This is a genomic window from Arthrobacter gandavensis (assembly GCF_015355785.1).
GTDB lineage: Bacteria > Actinomycetota > Actinomycetes > Actinomycetales > Micrococcaceae > Arthrobacter_B > Arthrobacter_B gandavensis_A.
Map to the genome: position 1 here is coordinate 271,129 of NZ_JADKYW010000002.1, position 22,616 is coordinate 293,744.

At 67.2% G+C, this 22,616-nt stretch carries 21 protein-coding genes, 1 tRNA gene, 1 rRNA gene and 1 pseudogene; 10 read left to right on the forward strand and 14 right to left on the reverse strand.

The genetic code is table 11. From position 1 onward, the window contains the following. The first annotated feature begins 15 nt into the window (after positions 1-15). Together kduI and ITX31_RS01285 are read left to right on the forward strand one after the other, a co-directional pair. Positions 16-849, forward strand: a complete 834-nt coding sequence (gene kduI, locus ITX31_RS01280; protein WP_194781676.1) for a 5-dehydro-4-deoxy-D-glucuronate isomerase — start codon at positions 16-18, stop codon at positions 847-849. A gap of 10 nt (positions 850-859) precedes the next feature. After that, positions 860-1,642 carry an IclR family transcriptional regulator gene (locus ITX31_RS01285; RefSeq protein ID WP_194781719.1) on the forward strand — a complete coding sequence of 261 codons (783 nt, stop codon included), beginning with the start codon at positions 860-862 and terminating at the stop codon, positions 1,640-1,642. 142 nt (positions 1,643-1,784) lie between these two features. On the opposite strand, the gene ITX31_RS01290 is transcribed toward ITX31_RS01285, so the two are convergent. From ITX31_RS01290 to arsB, 4 genes are read right to left on the reverse strand one after another with little or no spacing between them, the layout of a single operon-like run. After that, positions 1,785-2,204: a low molecular weight phosphatase family protein gene (locus tag ITX31_RS01290; RefSeq protein ID WP_194781677.1), complete on the reverse strand. Its 420-nt coding sequence runs from the start codon at positions 2,202-2,204 to the stop codon at positions 1,785-1,787. Beyond that, entirely contained in the window at positions 2,204-3,634 is a 1,431-nt protein-coding gene (locus ITX31_RS01295) for an FAD-dependent oxidoreductase (RefSeq protein WP_194781678.1), read from the reverse strand. The genes ITX31_RS01290 and ITX31_RS01295 overlap by 1 nt, the downstream gene beginning before the upstream one ends. Before the next feature lie 24 nt (positions 3,635-3,658). Continuing rightward, positions 3,659-4,072, reverse strand: coding sequence for an arsenate reductase ArsC (locus ITX31_RS01300; protein WP_194781679.1), 414 nt, complete (start codon positions 4,070-4,072; stop codon positions 3,659-3,661). Then, positions 4,069-5,172: an ACR3 family arsenite efflux transporter gene (gene arsB / locus ITX31_RS01305; RefSeq protein WP_194781680.1), complete on the reverse strand. Its 1,104-nt coding sequence runs from the start codon at positions 5,170-5,172 to the stop codon at positions 4,069-4,071. Before arsB ends, ITX31_RS01300 begins: the two co-directional genes overlap by 4 nt. Before the next feature lie 111 nt (positions 5,173-5,283). Between arsB and ITX31_RS01310 the strand changes: the two genes are divergently transcribed. Beyond that, complete coding sequence (locus ITX31_RS01310; RefSeq protein WP_416354766.1) at positions 5,284-5,634, forward strand: ArsR/SmtB family transcription factor; 351 nt, start codon at positions 5,284-5,286, stop codon at positions 5,632-5,634. Positions 5,635-5,664: 30 nt separating this feature from the next. On the opposite strand, the gene arsA is transcribed toward ITX31_RS01310, so the two are convergent. Beyond that, positions 5,665-7,425, reverse strand: a complete 1,761-nt coding sequence (arsA, locus tag ITX31_RS01315; protein WP_194781682.1) for an arsenical pump-driving ATPase — start codon at positions 7,423-7,425, stop codon at positions 5,665-5,667. Positions 7,426-7,518: 93 nt separating this feature from the next. Further along, on the reverse strand, positions 7,519-8,526 hold the full coding sequence (locus ITX31_RS01320) for a DUF2332 domain-containing protein (protein ID WP_194781683.1): 1,008 nt from the start codon (positions 8,524-8,526) through the stop codon (positions 7,519-7,521). 310 nt (positions 8,527-8,836) lie between these two features. Between ITX31_RS01320 and ITX31_RS01325 the strand changes: the two genes are divergently transcribed. The 3 genes from ITX31_RS01325 (at position 8,837) to ITX31_RS01335 (ending at position 12,169) form a co-directional block, all read left to right on the forward strand. Then, positions 8,837-9,763, forward strand: a complete 927-nt coding sequence (locus tag ITX31_RS01325; RefSeq protein WP_194781684.1) for an oxygenase MpaB family protein — start codon at positions 8,837-8,839, stop codon at positions 9,761-9,763. 252 nt (positions 9,764-10,015) lie between these two features. Further along, the gene (locus tag ITX31_RS01330; RefSeq protein ID WP_194781685.1) at positions 10,016-10,687 is read left to right on the forward strand and encodes a thioredoxin domain-containing protein; all 672 of its coding nucleotides are present in this window, start codon (positions 10,016-10,018) and stop codon (positions 10,685-10,687) included. Positions 10,688-10,885: 198 nt separating this feature from the next. Further along, positions 10,886-12,169: an SLC13 family permease gene (locus ITX31_RS01335; protein ID WP_194781686.1), complete on the forward strand. Its 1,284-nt coding sequence runs from the start codon at positions 10,886-10,888 to the stop codon at positions 12,167-12,169. A gap of 4 nt (positions 12,170-12,173) precedes the next feature. Here ITX31_RS01335 and ITX31_RS01340 read toward each other — a convergent pair whose 3' ends face one another. Genes ITX31_RS01340 through ITX31_RS01350 form a run of 3 tightly spaced genes read right to left on the reverse strand, consistent with a single transcriptional unit; the run spans position 12,174 to position 15,939 of the window. Then, positions 12,174-13,424, reverse strand: a complete 1,251-nt coding sequence (locus ITX31_RS01340; RefSeq protein WP_228528867.1) for a beta-ketoacyl-[acyl-carrier-protein] synthase family protein — start codon at positions 13,422-13,424, stop codon at positions 12,174-12,176. Next, positions 13,421-15,079, reverse strand: coding sequence for a class I adenylate-forming enzyme family protein (locus tag ITX31_RS01345; protein WP_194781687.1), 1,659 nt, complete (start codon positions 15,077-15,079; stop codon positions 13,421-13,423). Before ITX31_RS01345 ends, ITX31_RS01340 begins: the two co-directional genes overlap by 4 nt. 17 nt (positions 15,080-15,096) lie before the next feature. Then, positions 15,097-15,939 (reverse strand): SDR family oxidoreductase, encoded by an 843-nt coding sequence (locus ITX31_RS01350; protein ID WP_194781688.1) that lies wholly within the window; start codon positions 15,937-15,939, stop codon positions 15,097-15,099. Positions 15,940-16,209: 270 nt separating this feature from the next. On the opposite strand from ITX31_RS01350, the gene ITX31_RS01355 reads away from it, so the two are divergent. Beyond that, the gene (locus tag ITX31_RS01355; RefSeq protein ID WP_194781689.1) at positions 16,210-16,569 is read left to right on the forward strand and encodes a cupin domain-containing protein; all 360 of its coding nucleotides are present in this window, start codon (positions 16,210-16,212) and stop codon (positions 16,567-16,569) included. A 93-nt stretch (positions 16,570-16,662) separates the two neighbouring features. Beyond that, a complete protein-coding gene (locus tag ITX31_RS01360) occupies positions 16,663-17,256 on the forward strand; it encodes a TetR/AcrR family transcriptional regulator (protein WP_194781690.1) in 594 nt (197 codons plus the stop codon). A gap of 26 nt (positions 17,257-17,282) precedes the next feature. Here the strand turns inward: ITX31_RS01360 and ITX31_RS01365 are convergent, their stop codons facing one another. Beyond that, positions 17,283-18,434, reverse strand: coding sequence for a helix-turn-helix domain-containing protein (locus ITX31_RS01365; protein ID WP_194781691.1), 1,152 nt, complete (start codon positions 18,432-18,434; stop codon positions 17,283-17,285). Between the two features lie 125 nt (positions 18,435-18,559). Between ITX31_RS01365 and ITX31_RS01370 the strand changes: the two genes are divergently transcribed. Further along, entirely contained in the window at positions 18,560-19,879 is a 1,320-nt protein-coding gene (locus ITX31_RS01370) for an ArgE/DapE family deacylase (RefSeq protein WP_194781692.1), read from the forward strand. 174 nt (positions 19,880-20,053) lie between these two features. Here the strand turns inward: ITX31_RS01370 and ITX31_RS16015 are convergent. Continuing rightward, positions 20,054-20,158: pseudogene (locus tag ITX31_RS16015) on the reverse strand (DNA-binding response regulator); the annotation flags it as partial. A 14-nt stretch (positions 20,159-20,172) separates the two neighbouring features. On the opposite strand from ITX31_RS16015, the gene ITX31_RS16020 reads away from it, so the two are divergent. Then, the gene (locus ITX31_RS16020; protein WP_323745541.1) at positions 20,173-20,433 is read left to right on the forward strand and encodes a hypothetical protein; all 261 of its coding nucleotides are present in this window, start codon (positions 20,173-20,175) and stop codon (positions 20,431-20,433) included. Positions 20,434-20,498: 65 nt separating this feature from the next. Here the strand turns inward: ITX31_RS16020 and ITX31_RS01380 are convergent. The 3 genes from ITX31_RS01380 to rrf form a co-directional block, all read right to left on the reverse strand. Beyond that, a tRNA-Ser gene (locus ITX31_RS01380) sits at positions 20,499-20,586 on the reverse strand. Between the two features lie 66 nt (positions 20,587-20,652). Further along, on the reverse strand, positions 20,653-21,300 hold the full coding sequence (locus ITX31_RS01385) for a TMEM175 family protein (RefSeq protein WP_194781693.1): 648 nt from the start codon (positions 21,298-21,300) through the stop codon (positions 20,653-20,655). A gap of 114 nt (positions 21,301-21,414) precedes the next feature. After that, positions 21,415-21,531, reverse strand: a 5S ribosomal RNA gene (gene rrf, locus ITX31_RS01390). Positions 21,532-22,616: the final 1,085 nt, after the last annotated feature.

The following is a 22,616-nucleotide window of genomic DNA, read 5'->3' on the forward strand; positions in this document are numbered from 1 at the left end:
CGAAAAGGAAACACCATGACCGCCGTTCACGGCCCCACAGCACCCGCACAGATTCCAGGCGCCACCCAGCAGCAGCTGCGCGACCGGTATTTGATCGAGGATCTCTTCACACCCGGCGCTGTACGCACCGTCGTCACCCACTATGACCGGATGGTTGCGGTAGGCGCCGTACCGACAAATGCGCCGTTGACCCTGGACGCGGTGCCGGCGATCCGGAGCGAACATTTCCTCGATCACCGGGAAATCGGCATCGTCAACATCGGCGCGGCGGGCACCGTAACCGCGGACGGTGAGCGGTACGCAATGTCCACGGGCTCATGCCTCTACCTCGGCCGCGGCACCAAGGACGTCAGTTTCGAATCCGATGAATCCGGCACCCCTGCCCGCTTCTATGGTGTCTCCGCTCCAGCCCACACCACCTATCCATCTGTCCTGGTTGAACCGGGGCAGGGAACCGTGCGTGAACTCGGGGACCCTCTCACCTCCAACCGGCGCACACTGAACCAGTACATCCATGAGAACGGGGTAAGGAGCTGCCAGGTGGTCATGGGAGTGACACAGCTGCACCCCGGCAGCATGTGGAACACCATGCCGGCCCACACCCATGATCGACGCACAGAGTTCTACGTCTACTTCGATCTTCCCCAGGACGCACGCGTCGTTCACCTAATGGGCGAGCCCACCGAGACCCGTCACCTGATGGTCGGTGACGGAGGGCTGGTCCTCTCCCCCTCCTGGTCGATCCACTCGGGGGTGGGAACCTCCAACTACTCGTTCGTGTGGGCCATGGCAGGAGAGAACCAGTCCTTCGATGACATGGACGGCGTCGCAATCGTCGACATGAAATGATGAGCCCGTGATGACGGAACCAAAGGACCTCGACACGAGACCGGCACCCTCGAGCGGGGCCAGCGAGAAAACGCTGCGCGTGCTCGAGGCCGCAATCAACTATGCCCGTTTCACGGACATTGTCGAGGAGACGAAGCTGGCAAAGGCCACCGTGCACCGCATCCTCGGCACCCTCGTTGAGCAAAAGTTCATCGCCGGAGACAGCGAACACGGATACCGCCCGGGGCCGCGCTTCATCGGTATTGCCGGACGAGCAATCTCGCAGCTGGACAACTCAGCCCTGGCCGAACCTATTGTCGATGCACTCGTTCGCGAGGTTGACTGCACCATCCACGTCGGGGTGGTGAACGGTTTCGAGATGGTCTACGTGATTCGAAAAGACTCCTCTAAGCCATATCGGATGGCTTCCCGTGTGGGGCTCTCCATGCCGATGCACAGCTCCGGCATGGGGAAAACCGTGCTCGCCAGCTGGCCTGCCGAGGAGGTGGACAGGCTCATCGCTGAGGTCGGCCTGCCGGCGCGTACCGAGAGGACCATTACGGATCCCAGGCAGCTGCATGAAGAACTGGCTGGTATCCGTCAGCGCGGCTACGCGCTCGACCTGGGCGAGAACGAGAACGGCACGGTGTGTGTCTCCGCTCCCATTCGGGACCACCTGGGCCGGGTAACGCATGGTTTGTCGATTTCATCAATCGCCCTGGAGCACCCCGGCTCGAGCATTGAGCAGTTTGCGCCCCAGGCCATCGCCGCCGCTGACGCCATCTCCCAGGCGCTGGGCTACTCAGCGCCTTAGCGGTCCAGGATACGCTTGCCGGGCATGCGGACGGCACGCGGCTAACCCACCAGTCCCGAGCTGCGCGCCCCGGAGCGCGCAGCCCGGGACTGTGCCCTCCAGTGACCTGTGCCGTCCAGTGACCGCGATGGCCCGGGACCGGCTACCCCCGGCCGCCAATGAGTTCGCGGTGCAGCGCCAGGACCCGCCTGCGGATGTCATCCCGCACCAGCCGCATCCGCTCCATGCCCTCGATACCGCGTTCGGAGGGCTCGTCCGTGTCCCAATTCTCGTACCGGGAACCTTCGGGAACGGTTACCGTTGCTTCCCGGCCCAGGGTCACCACCACGTCCGCAGCACGCAGCGCTTCCTCCGTTGCCGCTCTGGGCCGCTCTGCACTGATATCGATGCCGAGTTCGGCCAGGGCCTGGACAGACTGGCTGTTCAACGCCGAGCCCGGCCGGGTTCCGGCCGAATGGACCTCCACGGTGTCACCGGCAATGTCCTTCATAAGACCGGCGGCCATCTGTGATTTTCCGCCGTTCTTGACGCAGATGAACAGCACGCTGGGCCTTCCGGGCATTACTTAACCTCCTGTGCAGAGCGGCCGTGGGCAAGTCCGGTGGGAATGCCCAGGAACTCCGGCTCCGGTGCGCTGCAGCACGACGACGCCGCAGCCTCCGGTGCGGACGCCGGAGCGCAGCACGAATCCGCCGGTCCCTCAGCCGCGGGAGAGTCGCAGCTGCCGCCCAGGTCCGTGGAGCAGACGCCGGTCTCGGGCAGGACCAGCTGCACGTCATCGGCTGCCTGCTGGTCTCCGGCCAGGGCGGCGGCGATGGAGCGGACCTGCTCGTAGCCGGTGGCCATCAGGAACGTGGGGGCCCGGCCGTAGGACTTCATGCCCACAATGTAGAAGTCCTTCTCCGGGTGGGAGAGCAGCTTCGCGCCGTGCGGTTCCACGGTGCCGCAGCTGTGGAACTCTGGGTCGATCAGCGGTCCGAGTGCCCGCGGCGCTTCCACGGCCGGATCCAGGTCCAGCCGGACTTCGCGCAGCGTGTCCAGGTCCGGGCGGAAGCCGGTGGCCGGCACCAGCAGGTCCACGTCCAGCTGCTTCTCCCCGCCCGGTGTGCTGCCACGGACAGCCAGGGCGCCAGAGGTTTTGAACCCGGTGATGGTGAAGGAGGTATGCAGTTCGATGTGCCCGCCTTCGACGAGCGCACGCAGCCGGCTGCCCAGGGCGCCCCGGGCCGGGAGGCCGTCCAGGTCTCCGCCGCCGTAGACGCCGGCCGCGGAGGCGCTCCGGATGGCCCAGCTGATCCGGGTTCCGGGCTCCTGCTCGGCCAGCGCGCCCAGTTCCAGCAGGGTATTCGCTGCCGAGTGCCCGGCACCCACTACCAGGATGTGCTTCCCGGCAAAGCGTGCACGGTCGCGGCCGGCGACGTCGGGCAGTGGTTCGGTGATCAGGCCCGCCTGGATGGCCTCAGCTTCACCGACGGCTGGAAGGCCTGCCTGGCCCAGGGGGTTAGGGGCGTACCAGGTTCCCGAGGCATCGATGACGGCGCGGGCGCGGTAGTCGGTGACCTCTCCGTCCCCGCTCCGGGTGCGGATCAGGAACGGCGTGGTGTCCCGCCCTGCGCTGCGGGTCCGATCCAGGCCTTCGCGGCTGACTGCCAGGACGCGGGTGGACGTATGCAGAGCGTCCGCAATCGCGGGGACCGCGGCCAGCGGCTCAAGGTACCGTTCCCGGAGTTCGGCTCCGGTCGGCAGGGTCTCGGCGTCGGGTTCCTGCCACCCGGTTGCGGAGAGCAGGCGGCTCCCGGCGGGGTCGACGTCGTACTGCCAGGGCGAGAAGAGGCGGATGTGACCCCACGAAGCGACGGCGGCGGCCGGTGTTTCGCCGGCCTCGAAGATGATGGGCGTCAATCCGCGTTCCAGCAGCTGCGCTGCAGCGGCCAGACCCACGGGTCCGGCGCCGATTACGGCGACGGGCAGGATCTCGGTGTTCTCAGTCATGGTGGTGTCCTCTGGTGTACGGAGTCAGTTGGCGGGCAGCAGGTCCGCGATCAGGCCCTGAATCCGGGCCTTGATTTCGTCCCGGATGGGCCGGACGGCGGCCACGCCCTGCCCGGCGGGGTCATCGAGCTTCCAGTCCTCATAGCGCTTGCCCGGGAAGATCGGGCAGGCGTCGCCGCAGCCCATGGTGATCACGACGTCGGATTCCTGCACAGCCTCCGTGGTGAGGACTTTGGGCAGCTCCGCGGACATGTCGATGCCTTCTTCTGCCATCGCTTCGACGGCGGCGGGATTGACGGTATCCGCCGGTGCGGACCCGGCAGACCGGACCTCGATCCGCCCCTGCCCGAGCGCACGGAGGTAGGCGGCGGCCATCTGTGACCGGCCGGCGTTGTGCACGCAGACGAACAGGACCGAGGGCTTGGCGGGTGTAGTCATCGTTTCGTCTTTTCTGTGGGAAGAGGTTCGACTGCGGGCCAGTATTTTTTCCGTGCCCAGAGGGCGGCGTAAACCAGGGCCACCAGGACGGGGACCTCAATCAGGGGCCCGACGACGCCTGCCAGCGCCTGCCCGGAAGTCACGCCATAGGTGCCAATCGCCACCGCGATGGCCAGCTCGAAGTTGTTGCCCGCCGCCGTGAAGGCAAGGGTGGTGGTACGGGGGTAGCCCAGGCCCAGCAGCCTGCCCAGCACCATGCCGGCGCCGAACACCACCACAAAGTAGACCAGCAGCGGAACGGCAATGCGGGCGACGTCCAGCGGGTTGGACGTGATTTCGTCTCCCTGCAGGGCGAACAGCAGCACGATGGTGAACAGCAGGCCGTAGAGGGCCCAGGGGCCGAGCTTGGGCAGGAACGTTCCCTCGTACCACTCCCGCCCCCGGGCCTTCTCGCCGAACGTTCGGGTGAGGAACCCGGCCAACAGCGGGATGCCCAGGAAGATGAGCACGCTGAGGGTGATGGCCCAGAAGGAGAATTCGACGCTCGTGGTCTCCAGGCCAAGCCAGCCGGGCAGCACCTGCAGGTAGAACCAGCCCAGTGCCCCGAACGCCAGAACCTGGAAAACTGAGTTGATGGCCACCAGCACGGCGGCGGCTTCCCGGTCCCCGCAGGCGAGGTCATTCCAGATCATAACCATGGCGATGCAGCGGGCCAGGCCCACGATAATCAGCCCGGTGCGGTATTCGGGCAGGTCCGGCAGGAAGAGCCAGGCCAGGGCGAACATCAGCGCCGGGGCGGCAACCCAGTTGAGGATCAGGGACGTCGCCATGAGTTTCCGGTCCGCCAACACCCGGCGGGTCTCGTTGTAGCGCACCTTGGCCAGTACCGGATACATCATGACCAACAGGCCGACGGCGATGGGCAGGGAAACGTTGGCGACCTTCAGCGAATCCAGGGCCGGGCCAATACCCGGCGCCATGCGGCCCAGCAGTAATCCCAACGCCATGGCAGCGACAATCCACACGGGAAGGAAGCGGTCCAGGGTGGACAGCCGGGCGGTAACCTGGCCGGTTTCCTCGGTTGGGGCGGTGGCGCTCATTGGACTCCTACGGGTGATGTGCGAGGCCGGCATCGAAAGATATCGATATCCGTCGATGACGAGTATTCTCGCAGACATCGACAGATGTCAATCTCGGTGCATAATGGTGGAGTGACTACCGCCCCGACCGCCCGCGATTCCGCGCCCGAAGCCTGCTGCGCATCGCTGACTTCCGAAGCGCTCAGCGTTGAAGACGCCCAGCGGTTTGCGCAGCTCCTCAAGGCCGTCGCGGAACCGACCCGGCTCCGCCTGGTTTCCCTCATCGCAGCCCAGGACAACAAGGAGGCCTGCGTCTGCGACCTCACCGAACCGATCGGCCTGGGCCAGCCCACCGTTTCACACCACCTGAAGATCCTGGTGGACGCCGGGATCCTGGACCGGGAGAAGCGCGGCGTCTGGGCGTACTATTCGATCGTTCCCGGCGCCCTGGAGCGCGCAGCTGCTGTCCTTGCGCCGCAGTAAGCGGTCCCCTGCCCCGGCCCGCCGCCGTCGTTAGTTCGGCACCGGAACCGGACTGCCGCCTACCAGGCCGGAGAGCGCATCCACCCCTACCGGATCCCCCGGCTGCATCGGCACGATGGCATACCGGTCCCTGTACTGGGCTATCCTGCGGATCTCACCCGCCTCCGCGGCAGCACGCTGCTGCAGCAGGGGCGAGCGCGGCTGCGCAGCCGCCAGCGAATTGTTGATGACCCAGGCCCAGGGATGGATGCCTGCCCGCTCCAAGTCAGCCTGCAGCTCCTCCGCTTCCAGCCGCGGAGTGGTTTCGGCGAGGGTGACGATCAGGACCTTGGTTTCGTCCGGATTCTGCAGCCGCATGAGCGGAGTGGTGAAGCGGGCCTCTGCTCCCATCTGCCGCGCAATCTCACGGTGATAGGAACCGGTGGCGTCCAGGAGCAGCAGCGTATGTCCCGTGGGCGCCGTATCCACCACAACGAATTTGCTGCGGGATTCATGAATGATCCGGGAGAAAGCCTGGAACACCGCCACTTCTTCGTTGCACGGGGACTTCAGGTCTTCCTCGAGCCCTGCCCGCCCCTCATCGTCGAGGGCGGCACCCTTGGTTGACATCACGCGGTGGCGGTATTGGCTTGCCGCCACCGCCGGATCGATGCGCGAGACCGTCAGGCTCCCCAGGCTGCCGCGCACTGTGTCGGCGGGATGCGCCGCAGGGTCCGTCGTCGTCAGGTGCACTTCATGGCCCCGCAGGGCCAGGGCTACCGCGACGGCGCCGGCAATGGTGGTTTTGCCGACACCGCCTTTGCCCATGCACATGATGAGCCCGCGGCCCGCTGCCGCCAGCTCTTCCACCAGTGCAGCCAGCGGCGCATCCGGCACGGATGGCGGGATGGCCGCCGGCTCCAAAGTCTGCCCTGGCTCGAACAGGGTGCCCAATGCGTCAACGCCCACCATGTTGACGGGCTTCAGTTCGATTTCGTCGATCGGCAGCCCCTGCAGCCCCGCCGGAATCTGGCGCAGGGCCGACTGCTCGCGTGCGCGGATCACCCTGGCCAGCGGGTCCTCATCCCCGGGATCCGGAAGCACCGCATTGACGACCACGCACTGGTTGCCCACCCCGATCTCTGCCAGTTCTGCCCGGGTACGGGCAATCTCGCGGAGCGCGGAGGGCTGGGGGCGGGCAACCAGGACCAACCGGGTCCGTGCCGGATCTGCCAGGGCGTTCACCGCCTCCGAGTACACCGAGCGCTGCTTCTCAAGCCCGGACAGCGGCCCCAGGCAGGAGGCATCTCCCTTGCCGGCGCTGAGGAACTCGGTCCAGGAGCCGGGCAGCTGCAGCAGGCGGATGGTGTGGCCGGTGGGCGCGGTATCAAAGAGGATGTGGTCAAACCCTGCGGTCAGGGACTTGTCCGTCAGCAGCGCGGTGAACTCGTTGAAGGAGGCGATCTCCGTAGTGCAGGATCCGGAAAGCTGCTCCGTCATGGAGACCACTTCATTCTCCGGGAGCACGCCCCGCAGGGGCCCGATGACGCGTTCACGGTAGGCGTCCGCCGCCTGCTCGGGATCGATTTCCAGGGCGGTGAGTCCGGGAACCGACGGCACGGGGGTCAGCGTGTTACCGATTCCCAGCCCGAACACCTGGCCGACGTTGGACGCCGGATCGGTGCTCACCAGCAGCACCCGTTTGCCTTGCCGTGCCATGGCCAGGGCGGAGGCGCAGGCAATCGAGGTTTTGCCCACGCCGCCTTTGCCGGTGAAGAACAGGAAGCGGGGAGGATTCTCCAGGAAATGCATCAGGTACCTTCGGGGGTGCTTTGAAACAGGTTCTCCTACCAGTCCATCTTTCGCCCCCGTCTCCACATAAGGCAATGTGGCGGCCGCAGCCCGCTACCGGCATCCTGCCATCCGGCCTGCTCCCAGCCCGCAGGACCATACTGGCGCTTCGTAGCTCTGGCCGTGCGGTCCGGTGAACGCCTGGGGCCTGCCGTCCAGGGACAGGACCAGCCGGCCTTCCGCGCTGCGGGGAAGCTGGCTCTTGATCTCCGGCAAAACGCCTTCACCTTCGTTGCTGATCCAGGTGACATTCAGCTCCTGCACCAGATCGACGGACCGCTGCCGGTGATCCGGTTCGACGTACGGGAGAACCGCGCTATGGAAGACGACGACGGTCGCGTCCTTCGGCGCCTTATCCACCAACGCGGGAAGCTCATTCACGATGTCACCCCGGACCAGGTGCGGCGGTTCGGAGGCGGCTATTTTGACTACAGCCTCCAGACGGTCGCGGCGTTCCTGGTGTTCGGGCCAGATCAGCGTCTCGAGCCAGGCCATGTCCTCCGGGTCCTGGACATCCAGAGGGTTCAGATCGATCCCTGCCCGCCACACGACGTCGGGCAGTTGCGTTGGAGCAGCCGCGCCGGTCAGCGCGCAGGTCAGCTGAACCGGGCTGGGACCGGACGCGGGATGCAGGACCGTCTCGCCGCCGTCGTGCTGATAGCTGTAGCTGTACCGGTCGGGATAGAGACAGATCCCGGCCGCGGCGCCGGCTTCGATCAGCGCCACGGGCCCCTCGAACCCGCTGAGCAACGGCAGCAGAACTGCGCAGCGGCCGGCTTCGTTGGTTTGGGTCATCCGCATCTGGATGACTGGTTCGACGGCGGACCAGTGCTCCAGCAGCCAGCTGCGGAACTGCGGGTACGGAGCAAGCGGAGCTCCGGCCAGCCGGGCTGCGGCGAAGACCAGGTTGGGCTGCCGCTTGGGCCGCGGCAGTCCGTCGATCAGGGACAGCACGTCCGGGTCCGCCGCAATGGCGGCCGCCCATTCCTCAAATCGGGGTGACACGCCGCGGGCCTCGAGTGCTGCGAACCGTTCATAGCCTGCTGCCGTAGGTGATGTCATGGCCCCACCTTAGGGGAAGCGTGTCGGTGTGCCTCGCCCACCCGGCGGGTGCCGGTGTTGTCATCCTGTGTCGCGATAACGTCCTTCCAGAGGACTCAGCAACATCCTCTGTCGCGCTAACGTCGCTCCTCCGAGCTGAGAGGGACGTTATTGCAGCACAGGATTCCCGGAGGAGGGTCTAAGCAGCGTTTTTGCGACACAGGATGCCGGCGTACCCTGCCGATAGGCGCCTGACAGGCGGCCCGGGGCAGCGGAATCGTTCCCGCCCCGCACCCTGCCTCCTCCCAGCCGGCAGGACCATACTGGGAGGATGGGCAAGCTTCTTGAATCCTGGCGCCGGCAGCTGGTTGGCACGTTCAGCAACAACGCGGAGACCATTCCGGAATGGGAGCTGGAGCTCGCCAACGGCACAGACCGGGGCTACTACGGGCCGGACTCCGCGGTCTGGGCGGTCCACGGATCCATGACGACCATCGTCGCCGGCATCCGTGCCCTGCTGCTGCAGGCGCTGCACCCGGGCGCGATGGCCGGAGTGCGCGACTACTCCAATTACAAGAAAGATCCGCTCGGCCGGCTCGCCGGCACCATCCGCTGGATCTTCACTGTGACCTACGGGGATACGACTGCGGCACGCAGCGCCTCGAACTGGGTGCTGCGGCTGCATGAACGGGTTCACGGAACCTACGAGGACGCTGCCGGCGTCGAGCGTCCCTACTCAGCCAACGATCCCGAGCTTGCACGCTGGGTCCACCTCGCCTTCACCGACGCGTTCCTGACCTCCCACATCGAATTCGGCGGGCCGATCCCTGGCGGGCCGGACCAGTACGTCGCGGAGTGGGCCACTGCCGGTGAACTGATGCGGATCGACAACCCGCCCCGGGACCTGGCCGGACTGCGGAAACAGATGGCAGCATTCGACCCCGAACTGCGTTCCAGCGCCACGGTCCAGGAAGTGGTGAAGTTCCTGCGCCGGCCGCCCCTGCCGAAAAACCAGCTCATCGGCTACCGCGTCCTGTTCGCCGGCGCCGTCGCGAGCCTGGAACCGCGGCACCGGGAGCTGCTGGGCCTGCGCGAACCTCGCCTGGGGCCGGTTCGGCTGCCGGTGCATGGTCCGGTGCGGCTGGTGCTGCGCGTGATCCAGTTCGGGCTCGGCAACATGGGTCCGTCCGAACGCTCCGCCCGCGAGCGCATCGCCCGCCTGGGCACGGAAGCCGGCGACGAGTTCCGTCCCGTCTGAACCCTGCACCTCGGGCACGCGGCAAACCCTGCACCGGCACGACGCTCGGGGAGATAGCGTCGCCGCACAGCCTTCCGCCCCCGAGACCCGGCACGCCTCCCGCGTAACGCCTGCCACACTCCCGGTGGACCAAGATCACCCCTTATCCCCCTTCAGCCCCGCCGCTCCCGGTGGAACCATTAGGAGTGCAGCAAACTCCCAACCCGTATGTGCGCGCAGCGGCGCGTGCTGACTTCATACCGGAAAGGAATTATGCACAAGGCTGTACCTTCACTGCTCATCGCCGGACTGCTGGTCAGCGGCGGCGTGGTGTCCTGCGGGACGTCGAGCGAACCCGCGGCACCGGCGACCAGCGCATCCGTCACGGCGACCGTTCCGGCAGACCAGCAGGACAAGCTGGCCCCCTCCGACGCCCGGACCATCACCAACCCGGCAGATCCGCAGGCAACCCTGGTGCTCTTCACCGATTACCAGTGCCCCTACTGCGCCATGATGGACACCCTGATCCAGCAGGCCAAGGCCGACTATGGCGACCAGGTCGAAATCGTGGTGCGGAACTACCCGCTGCCCAAGCACCAGAACGCCGAGCCCTCCGCCCGCGCCGTGGAAGCCGCAGCGGAACAGGGTGCCCTGCAGCAGATGGCCGCCAAGGTCTTTGAGCACCAGCAGGACTGGAAGAACGCCTCTGACGTAGACGGAATCTTCACCGGCTACGCCGAAGAGCTGGGCCTGGACCTGGACCAGTTCACGGCCGACTACAACTCGCACGCCATCAAGGCCCGCGTGGCCCGAGACCTGCAGGATGCCCAGGATCTCCAGGTCAAGGGCACCCCCACGCTCTACCTGAACGGCGAGGCACTGCAGCTTGAATCCGTCGCCTACAGCGAGATTCGGGAACCCCTAGACGCCGCCCTGGGCAACTAACCAGAGCAACCCTTCCCCCTCCCAGCCCAGGGCGGCTTAAACAACGACGACGGACCTCGGCGTGGTGCGCCGCCGCCACCCGGGCGGCAATCGCCGTCGGCCGCGCCACGCAAGCCACGCACCCACGGCCCGGCCGCCACGCAAGCCTGACGGCGCCCGGTACAGTCCGCGGCCAGCCGCGGGGTCTAGAATCCGCTCATGCGTCTGGCCGTGATCGGAGTTCTCCTACTGGTGGCTGGCGGTATCGCAGCTGCCACCGGTGCTCTCCCGGATACGGAGCTCGCCGCCCTTGCGGACCGCGTGGTGCCGATCCTCGTGTTCGTCGCCGCCATCACCGTTGTGACCGAACTGGCCAGCGAGGCAGGGGCTTTCCTCTGGGCGGGCCGGAAACTGCGGCGCTGGGGATTCGGTTCCAGCCTTGCCCTCTGGCTGCTGCTCGCCCTGCTGGCCACCCTGAGCACCATCTTCCTGTCCCTGGATACGACGGCGGTGCTCCTCACCCCGGTGGTGGTCACCGTGGTGCGGCAGGCCGGCCTGCCGCCGCTGCCCTTCGTCCTCACCACGGTCTGGCTGGCCAACACCGCCAGCCTCCTGCTGCCGGTCTCCAACCTGACCAACCTGCTGGCCCAGCACAGCCTCGGCGGCCTGAGCCCGGCCGGGTTCGCGGCGCTGATGTGGGCTCCGGCCCTGGCCTGCGTGCTGGTGCCGCTGGCCTTCATCGCGATCGTCTTCCGCCGTGACCTGCGGCTGCGCTATGGCCGCGCCCCGAAACCGGCACGCGCCCCGGGTCCGGCACACACCCCGGACCCGGGAACAGACCCGGCCAGCGGGCCGGCGAACGGTTCCGTGTCCGCGGCAGGAACGAACACCGGCAAGGGGAAACCCGGCGGAGCTTTCCGCCACCCCGCCACCGACCGCTTCCTGCTCGCCGCTTCCGGCATAGTGCTCCTGGCGCTCCTGCCGCTGCTGGTCTCCGGCATGCCGGTATGGATCCCCGCCACGGCCGCCGCCGTAGTGCTCGTCCTGTTGTTCGCCGTCCGGCGCCGTCAGGCCCTGACCATTCGGCTGGTCCCCTGGCCGCTGTTGCTCTTCGCGTCCGGACTGTTCCTGGCCATGGAGTCCTTCCTGGGACTCGGCGGCTCGGCCCTGCTGGGGATCCTGGCCGGGCAGGGCCAGGACTTCGCCGAGCTGCTCCGGCTCGCCGCCACCGGCGCGGTCGGGGCGAACGCCGTCAACAATCTTCCGGCCTACCTGCTGGCCGAACCGCTGGCGGATACCCCGGAGCGCATGGCCGCCCTGCTGATCGGTGTGAACGCCGGCCCGCTGGTTACCCCGTGGGCCTCGCTGGCCACCCTGCTCTGGCATGACCGGCTGAGGCGGATGAACGTAGTGATCAGCTGGAAGGGCTACGCCGTCTTCGGCCTGATCGTCGCTCCGCTGACCCTGCTCGCCGCCGTCGCCGCGCTGGCGTTTACGGCGTAGTTGGTCAGACCCGCCCGAACGCCACCACGCAGTTCTGCCCGCCGAACCCGAACGCGTTCGTCACCGCATACTGCACGTCCTGCTCGCGGGCCGTGTTCGGTACATAGTCAAGGTCGCACTCCGGGTCCGGGGTCGAATAGTTGATCGTCGGCGGGATGACGCCTTCAACGATCGACATGGCACACAGCAGTGACGCCAGCGTACCCGCGGCTCCGATCAGGTGCCCGGTCATGGACTTCGGTGCGGTCACCGCCAGGGACCGGGCATGCTCGCCGAACACCGTGTGCAGTGCCAGCGTCTCCGTGCGGTCATTGGCCTTCGTGGACGTGCCGTGTGCACAGACCAGCTCCACCTCCGAGAGGTCCAGCCGAGCCTGCGCCAGCGTCCGCGAAATCGCTTCCGCCGCATACTTTCCGCTCGGCTCCGGCGCCACAATATGGAACGCATCGGACGTCATCGCCCCGCCCAGTACCTCCGCGTAGACCCGCGCGCCGCGGGCCCGGGCGTGCTGGAGCGTCTCCATCACGCACACCACCGCCCCCTCGCCGAACACGAACCCGTCCCGGTCCGCGTCGAACGGGCGGGACGCCTCCTGCGGCACGTCGTTGCTGCGCGAGAGTCCGCGCATGGTGGTCAGTCCGGCGAACATCACCGGGGTAATCGCGGCGTCGGTACCCCCGGCCAGTACGACGTCGGCGTCCCCCGCCAGCAGCGTGCGGCGCGCCTCCAGCAGGGCGTGCGTTCCGCTGGCGCAGGCAAGCGCACTGGCATTCACCGGCCCGTGTACCGCGAGGTCGATCGCGACCTCGCAGGCCGGCATGTTGGTCAGCGACGACGCCACGAAACTCGGGCTGACCGGCCGGATCCCCTCGGCGTCGAACAGCCGGGTGGCGTCCTGCACCTCCGGGTAGCCGGAGACCGCACTGTTGATGAGAACCGCCGCGTCGGTACCCTCCAGCGTGGGGCCCAGACCGGCGTCGGCGGCTGCTTCCCGGGCCGCGGCGACGGCGAGCTGCGATGCCCGGGAAGACCGGTTGATCCGTTTCACCGGCAGCCAGGCCGCGGGATCAAAATTCTTGACCTCGGCCGCGATCCGGGTGGGGAACTCGGACGCGTCGAACGCGGTGATCCGGTCCACGCCGGACTTGCCCTCCTTGAGCGCTTCCCAGGTCAGCGGCCAGGACCCGCCGAGCGGGGTCTGCGCCCCCATCCCGGTGATGACCACCCTCCGCCCGGCACCCATGCCGTTCATCATTCCGTCGCCACCGCGGAGCCGGGAGCAATCAGCCGCCCGGCTCCCATGTCCTCCACCGCTGTTTCGGCCAGCTTGAAGTGCATCTTCTTGCCGGTGGCGGTCAGCGGCACCGAGTCCACGAACCGGTAGGCGCGGGGGCGTTTGTAGTCGGCCAGGCCGGGGTGGGACAGGCAGAACTCTTCCAGTGCGTCCGCCGTCGCCGCCTCGCTCCGCGGCACCACATAGGCCACCACGCGCTGGCCCCACCGCGGATCCGGCACACCCACCACCACCGAATCCAGCACCTCGGGATGCTCCGCCAGCACACCTTCGACCTGCACGGGGTGGATGTTCTCGCCGCCGGAAATGATCATGTCGTCCTTGCGGCCCAGGATGGTCACGAACCCGTCCTCGTCCCAGGTGGCCATGTCCCCGGGATAGAGCCAGCCCTCGAAGAACTTCTCCTCCTCCACACCGGGCAGGTTCACGTAGCTGTACCCTGCCTTCGGCGAGCGCATGATCACTTCCCCGGCCTCGGTGCCGTCCTGCGCGGCGAGTTCATCCGGCCGTCCGCGGCGGTCCGGAAAGACCCGAACGACGGCGACGTCGTCGTCCGTGCAGGACCGGCCCGCGGTGCCGGCGCGGGCCGGCAGATCCTCCGGGCGCAGGAACGTGTTCCAGAACGCCTCGGTGGTGCCGTAGCCGTTGAAGATCCGCGGCGTGAGCAGCTCCTGGTACCGCAGGGCAGCGGCCCGGTCCAGCGGTGCGCCCATGGTCACAATGCCCTTGAGCGTGGAAATGTCCCTCGGCTGTTTCTCCTGTTCCGCGGCGATCATTTCCAGCGTGGTGGGCGCGCCGATCAGGAACGTCAGCCCGTATTCCCCTACCCAGTCCAGCACGGTGGCAGGGTGAAAGCTGCGCAGCGGCACTACTCCTGCACCGATGTAGAAGGACGGATTCGGCCCGCCGGAGTGCAGGCCGCCGCGGTGGAACCACGGGGTCATGTTCAGCGTCCTGTCCTGCGGGGTGAGCGGGAAGTGCATGATCACGTCGTGCGCGCTCATGAGTTCCGCCAGCGACGGCAGGGACACGCCCTTGGGCATCCCGGTGGTGCCGGACGTGTAGAGCCGGGTGGATTCGTCGTAGGCGGAGTAGCTTGCCGGCAGGTCCGGATGCGGCCCGGATGCGCCCTGCAGCGCGGCGTCGAAATCCTCCCAGCCGGGCGGCAGCTCGGTGTCCCCCACCACCAGGACCCGCGGGGAGGCACCGGCGATCGCCAGGGCCTGTGCCGCGGACGCGGCGCACTCGGCGTCGACAATCAGCACCGACGGTTCACTGTCCCGCAGGATGTGTGCGGTCTCCCCGGGGGCGAGCCGGTAGTTGACCGGCACGCTGATCGCGCCCAGCCGGTGGGCGGCCAGGTAGAGCAGCGCGAATTCGACGCCGTTGAAGAGCTGGTACATCACCCGGTCCCCTGCGCCCACGCCGCGTTCGGCGAGCATCGCGGCGCAGCGTTCGACGTCGGCGCCCAGCTGCGCGTAGGTCCACTCGCGCCCGGTGGGCGGATCGATCAGGGCGACGGCGCTGCCGTAGCGGGAGACGTTCCGCCGGAACCCGGCGCCGTAGGTCATCTGGGATTCGAAGTAGTCCTTGAACCGGCCTGCGTCATACGGCATGGGGTCCTGTCCTTTCCTCAGTTTTCCGCCTGCGGGCGCCGCGGGCGCTCGGGGAGTGCAACGGGTTCGGTGGTGTCGCTGAAGAACGGCGGGGCGATCACGGACAGGCCGCCGTCCACGGCCAGGGACTGCCCGGTGATGTACTCGGCGCCCGGGGAGAGCAGGAAGTCCACGGTGGCGGCCATTTCCTCTACGGTTCCGGGACGGCCCTTGGGGATCCGGGAGATCACGCTGTCCATGGGTGCCATGCCGTCCATGGTGTAGAAGTACTCGAGCGAATCGGAGTCGATAAGCCCGCCGTTCACCGCGTTGACGTTGATCCCGTAGCCGGCGAACTCCACGGCCATGAACCGGACGAACGACTCGACGGCGGCCTTGTAGGAGCCCAGCGCGGCGTAGGTGGGGAAGGCCCGCACGCTGCCGTAGGAAGTCAGCGCCACGATCCTGCCGCCGTCGTCCATCAGTTTCACTGCCTCCTGCGCTCCAAGGACAAATGGCCGCACATTCACGGCGTAGGCGCGGTCCAGGTGATGGGTCTTGAGGTCAACCACCTTTTTGAAGGCCGCGGCGGCGGCGTTGTTCACGAAGAAGTCCAGGCGCCCGTACTCGGCGGCGGCTGCGTCGAAGAGCCGGACAATGTCCTCCGGGTTCTCGATGTCCGCCTGCACCGCCAGCCCGCCGCCGCCCAGCCGCTGCAGTTCCGCCACGGTTTCCTTGGCCAGGTCCGCGTTCTTCCGGTAGCCGGCCACCACCTGCGCGCCCTGCGCCGCGAGCCGCTCCGCCACGCGCCGGCCGATCCCGCGGGACGCCCCGGTGACCAGGGCGATTTTGTCTTGATAGACGGGCTGGCTGGCGTCCACGGGCAACCTTCCGCACCGTGAACCCGGCGCCGGCGTCTCGATTTCGGGCTGCGGCTCCCGGACGGGATGTTCGGGAGCCGCGCGGGAACGTACGACGCCGGTGCTCCCGGCAGCTCGGCAGGTCCCCTTGGTCCGTAAATCGTTATCCCGCGCCGGTGCTGCGTCAAGGGTGGGCAGCGCGTAATGAAGTTGGCGGCAGTGCAACGCCTCAGTACCTTGATAAAACCAATATCGAAATATTGGTTTTAGAAGTCTACCCAAGGAGCCCGCATGGCAATCGTCCGCACTATCGCGCAGGTTGAAGAGTCCGAGAAGGAGGTGGAGCCGCTCGCGCTGCCGCTGGCTGATCCGCTGGGCGCAGAAATCGAAACCAGGACCTACAACCTGTTCTCCACGGATGAGGAGACCATCCACGCCGGGACGTGGGAAACCGCAACGGGCCTGTCCCGCTGGGACTTTGCCGACGGCGGCGAGGTCATCTACGTGCTCGGCGGCCGCATGACCGTCCAGCGCGACGGCGAAGAGCCCAAGGAAGTTGGCCCGGGTGACCTGGCCATCTTCCCGAAGGGCTGGACCGGTACCTGGAACGTGACCGAGGCGCTGTCCAAGGTCTACGTCATGTACAGCTAGGCAGCTTGCGGCTGCGGAGGAAACCCGGAGCGGGCGCGGGTCCGTAAAGTTGGGGAGGGCGGCTGCACGTGGACCGCCAGGGATGGAGATTGAATGGCCCGCGGCAAAGAGCTGAAGAAGCGCGCGATCCTCGCGGCTGCCCTCGAATGCATCTCGAAGAGCGGCTATGAGGCAACCCGGCTTCGGGACGTCAGCGACGCCGCGGGGGTGTCCATCGGCATCATCCAGCACTACTTTGGGACCCGCGAACAGCTCCTGGGCGAAGCGCTCGGGCATGCCAGCGGCGAGCTGGTGGAGCACTTCGCCGCCCTCGAAGACGGACTGCCCCCGTGGGACCGGCTGCGCGGCATGATCGGCGTCGTCTGCGGCATGCCCAGCCTGCACGGCCGCGGGCTGCTGTGGCTGGAGATGTCCAGCCTGGCCCGCCGCCATCCGGAGCTGCGCGAGCGCCTGGACAGTGTCTACGAACTGTGGGATGCGCACATCCGCGCGGCGGTGCAGCGCGGCGCGGCCGACGGCTCGCTCGGCGTCGACCCGGATTCGGTGGGCGACCTCACCGCCATCTTCCTGGCGTTCTTCGACGGCTACGAATACGAGATCGCGTCATCGCTGGTCCCGGACGACCCGAAGGTCCTGGAACGCCGCGCCCTGCTGCTGGCCGAGCGGCTCTTCCGGCCGGTCGGCTAAGCCGGCCCGCCAGCTGGGCCGAGCAGTCAGCTGAGCCGGCCGCGTGCGGCCAGCAGCAGCCGGAGGAGCCCGGCGTCGTCGGGCAGTGTGGGGTCCAGCCCCGTCAGGGCAGTGAACCTGCGCAACCGGTTGAGGATCGTGTTGCGGTGGCAGAACAGCGCCGACGCGGTCTTGGAGACGCTGCCCGTGGACATGAGGCGGAAGGCAGTCTGCAGCAGGTAGTCAACGTCCTGCTCCGGTTGGCTGAAGAGTCCGTCGAGCTGTCCCGAGGCCGCGATGCGGAGCTCCTCGGCGAACTGGCCGTCGGGCAGGAGCGGCCACTGGCCTGCGAAGGTGGCTGCGGTGCCGTCACCCGGAACCAGCCTGGCCAGGCGCGTAGCCAGCTTCCACATCACCGACAGCTGCTCCATCCCCACGGCAAAGGGCGCGACGCCGACCGGCGCTGCCGCGAGGACGTTCCGGTGGGCAGCGGTCAGAGCTGCGTCCTCGAACAGCACAAACTCAGCGCCGTCGAGACTGTGCAGCCGGATCCGGGGATCGATGGCGCGGACCGCGGACCGGAACTCGGGCCCATAGCCGGGACCCGCCGCCACCACCAGGTAGCGTCCGGTGAGCGTGAGCCCAAGCTGCGCGGCCGCGTGGCTGTGCAGCCCCGGGTCATCCACCGCCGCCACGAGCAGGCGGCGCAGCAAATAGGTCTGCTCAGTTTCGAGTTCCCGGTTCATGTCCGCGAGTTCGGCTATATAGCCGGCCTGGACGTTGCTGACATGGGTTTCGATGGTGTCCCATACCGAGACGACTTCGTCGGCGAAGGCCGCCTGGGAGGCAGCGGGCACCTGGACGCGCATGGCCTGCCACAGGAACGGGAAGTCCAGCCGAACGGCCCGCAGCAGCGAATCCAGCGGTACGCCCTGACGGGCCCGGCGGCGGCCAATGTTCTCACTCACGGCCTGCAGCCCGCCGCTGTCCGCTGATCCGGCAAGCACTCCCAGCATGTTCTTCAACGCGGTAGCAGCCGTCCGGTGCAGGTCTTCACGCGGAATGTTGGACTCGGAGTACCCGGTGAGCGAGCTGAGTTCCTGCACGTAGGAATCTGCCAGGCCGGGCAGTCCGGACAGACACGCTTCGGCCGCCTGGCGGATGACGACGCTCGGTCCCGCACTGTCCTCGATATGCATGAGCACAGTCTAGGCCCCATTTTCGGGCACATTTTCCCGTGGCTGGCTGGGCACTTGGAGAAATGATTGCTTACAGGTGCCCGACAACCGGGTACCCGCACGAACCGATTCGGAGCAACAACCACATGGACTCATCCGCGAACGGAACCCCCGCCGGCACGGCACTCAGCCAGGACGCCCGGAACAGGATCCTCGCGGCGGTAGACGCCGCCTTCGACAGCCAGCTCAGCTTCACCCAGGAACTGGTCCGCCACCCCTCGCTGCGCACAGAGGAGAGCGGCGCCCAGCAGCTGCTCTTTGACGCAATGCAGCAGCGGGGCCTCGAAATGGACCGCTGGGAACTGGATACCGGGGAGATCTCCGCGCACCCCGGTGCCGGCGCCGTCACGGTTTCCTACGACGGCATGGCCAACGTGGTGGGCACCTGGCAGCCCGGCGTCGAGAAGGGGTGGTCCCTGATCCTCAACGGACACGTGGACGTTGTCCCGGAAGGACCGAGGTCCCAGTGGACAGCGGACCCGTGGGACTCCTTTGTGAAGGACGGCTGGCTTTACGGCCGGGGCAGCGGCGACATGAAGGCAGGCCTCGCAGCAAACCTGTTCGCCTTCGACGCCGTCCGCGCTGCCGGCTACGAACCCGCAGGAAGGATCCATTTCCAGTCCGTGGTGGAGGAAGAATGCACCGGCAACGGTTCCCTGGCGGCCCTGCTGCGGGGCTACACCGCCGACGCCGTCATCATCCCCGAACCGGAGGAGGACATGCTCGTCCGCGCCAACGTCGGCGTCATCTGGTTCCGGCTGGAGGTGGCCGGGGAACCAACGCACCCCCGCGAGATGCAGACCGGGTTCAACGCCATCGACGCCGCCTATCACGTGGTGGGCCGCATCCGGTCCCTCGAGGCCGAGTGGAACGCCCAGCGCGGATCGCACCGCTATTTCGAGGACCTCCCCCATCCGATCAACCTCAACATGGGCGGAATTCGCGGCGGGGACTGGCCCTCCAGTGTTCCGGCCTGGTGCCACGTGGACCTTCGGGTTGCCCTCTATCCGGGTACGTCCGCGGAGAGTGTCTGGCAGCAGATCACCGACCTCCTCGGCGGAATCGACACGGACGGGCAGGGAAACCGCATCCGTGCCAAGGCCGTGCGGACGGGGTTCTTCGCCGAAGGGTACGTGCTGGAAGAAGGCAGCGACGCGGAGAACGTCCTCGCAGATGCGCACCGGAACGTGTTCGGCAGCGAGCTGCAGTCCTTCACCACTCCGGGCTACCTGGACGGCCGGGTCTTCACGCTCTACGGCAACACGCCGACCCTGGTCTACGGGCCGGTCTCCGAGGCCATCCACGGCTACGACGAGAGGGTGGACGTGGAGTCTGTTCGCCGCATCACCAAGTCCATTGCGTTGTTCATCGCTGAATGGTGCGGGCTCGAGGAGTCCGCGGACTAGCCCCACTCCCATTCCCCCGAGAGGCCAGCTACGGCTCTTTTGCGGGCCGAAACGAGCCGTAACTGGCCTTTCGATGGGGGATGGCGTGGTGGCAGGGCGGAATCGGGAGCACAGGTACGCGAGAGTCGCCAGGACGCGGCGGTGACCGGCGTCCGACGGCGCCAGGCCCAGTTTCGCGAACATGTTGCCGATGTGTTTGCTCACGGCAGTCTCCGAAACCGAGATGGCCTGCGCAATGGGGGGGGTGTTGCCCAGTCCCTCCGCGACCAGCCCCAGCACCTCGAACTCCCTATGTGGAGGACAGGTATGCCACGAATGCGCAGCTGCGCCGCATGACCGGTGCGGAGCCGGCGCTGATGGTGGCAGCCGCCGTCGTAGTTGGCACCGTCCTGGCCCTGCCGCCGCTGACAGGAATCGCACTGAACGCCTCCGGGCAGCCGGCGCCGACGATCCAACCGCTGGTGTTCCTGGGACTGGCGGGCGGAGCGGCGCAGCTCGGAGTTGGCGCGGTGTCCGCGCCAACACGCTTCGCCCTGCGGCCGGAGCGCAGCTGATCTGCCCGGACAAAAAGAAACGCCCCGGTTCTGGACCGAGGCGTTTCTGGTAATGATTTCTCATCTGGCGGAGGATGGGGGATTTGAACCCCCGAGGGCGTTAACCCAACACGCGTTCCAGGCGTGCGCCATAGGCCGCTAGGCGAATCCTCCAGGCTTTGCTCGTCAAGAGCAGATATAAGACTACCGGACATTGGGCCAATTACCGAATCGGCGGCATTACGGTCCACCAGCGGCTTTGAGCCGTCGACTCCCGGCCAGACGGAGGCCCCAGTTGATGACCAGGATTGACAGCCAGGAGTATTCAGCCGCCGACGGGCTGGCCAAGGCAATGGGAATCGACAGAAGGAAGACAGCCGGCGTAACCGGCGCCCGAACGCGGGCATATTGAAGCAGGCCCGGATTCACGTCGTCCCGGAACAGGCCGCGGCGGCGGCAGTAAGACCACATCAGCGTGTTCACCGACCCGATCAGGCCCAGTGCCGCAGCGTAGATGATGACGCCGAGGCTGGTGTCGTCGTGCAGCGCGAGCATGTCGGTGGCGTAGGCGAGCAGCGCTACGAAGAAGAGGAGGAGCAGGTTCAGGCGCTGCAGTCCCCCGGTGAAACCCTTGAGCAGCCGGAACAGCCGGTGGTGGCTTAGCCAGTAGGCAGCGGCCACCGCGAAGGACAGGGCGTAGGCGAAGAACTCCGGACGCTGTTCCAGGACGGCGCGGCCGAGTTGGTCCGCGGGGACATCCGGCACCTTGATGTCCACGGCGAGCAGGGTCATGGCAATGGCAAATACCGCATCGCTGAAGAACATGGTGCGTTCAATGTCCGGCCCCGAGTCGAGTCCGCGCCTGAGGGAGCCGCTGTTCTCCGTCATTTACCCAGTCTGTTCCCCTGCCGGCAGCCGGGTAAGCCTGCCGCTGCGCAGAGGGCCGGGGAGAAACAGAAAAGGACCCGTACGTCTTTGTACGGATCCTTTCCATCACGGTATGTCCGGCGGTGACCTACTCTCCCACACCCTCCCGAGTGCAGTACCATCGGCGCTGTGGGCCTTAGCTTCCGGGTTCGGAATGGGACCGGGCGTTTCCCCCACGCAATGACCGCCGTAACCCTTTGTCCTCGCTTGCGCGGGAAAACCTGGGTCACGCGCCGCGTCCTGTTCCGTTTCCGGAGCCGGCTGCGGCGGTGATGCTCTAATATCTTACCCTGTTTTTTGCGGAGCGTTGACCACTTACCGGGTCGGTGGGATCTGCGGGGTGCTGCAGGGTCCTGAGGGGTCTGTGGTGTGGGTGGGCGGCGGGGTGCGGCGGGGTGCTGGCGTTCGTGGTGGCTGCCGCGGCGGGGTGCGCGGGGTCGGTGGCTTGGGTCGGTGAGCCTTGGGGAGTGGGTGCGGGCTGCCGGAGGCGCTTGGCGACGGGCCATCGACCGTAAGAAGCCACAGCCTCGGTGTGCGCGGATTCCCAACCCCCGATATAGGTGTCCTTTGCGTGGCCCCATTCGCAATCAGGTGGCACGGAGGGTGGGAACCGCTGCATTGTCCGCTGTCTGGGTTCCACTCCTTCGCAGCGCGGTCTCACAGCTATCGTGGCGATAGTTACCTGCGGGACTCGCCACCCGCCGCAGTTCCCACTCGTCGTGGCAGCTGATGCCCTTGGGACTCTGCACCATCCGTGGTTCCCTGTCGTCGTGGCAGTTGTGGCCCATGAGACTCTGCAGCATCCTTGGTTCCCTACCGTCGTGGCGGATGTTGCCTGGCGTGGTCCCGGGGGTGAACGGATGTCACAGGGTGCGGGAACCGGCTCCGGGCGGCTGCCTCTGGGCGGGGAGCGGCTGCCGGGACCGAGTGTCGTGGCGTCTGATGCCCATGGGACTCTCCGCCAACCGTGCTTCCCGGTCGTCGTGGCGGAGGTGGCCCGTGAGGCACTCCCCTGCGATGGTTCCCAACCGTGGTGGCGGTTGTTGCCAGGTGTGGTCCCGGGGGTGAACGGATGCCTCAGGGGGTGGGAGCCCGGGTCCAGGCTGCCGGCCGTGGACGGCAGCCCCGGGCAGAAACCGCACCCGGGCAGAAGCCGCAGCCGGGCAGGAACGGCGCGGGTAAGGCATCAGCCGCGGGTGCCCGGTCCAGGGCCACAGGCCATGGTCCAGGGTGAGCGCACGGCAGCCAGACAAGACGAGAAGCCAGAGAAGGCAGGC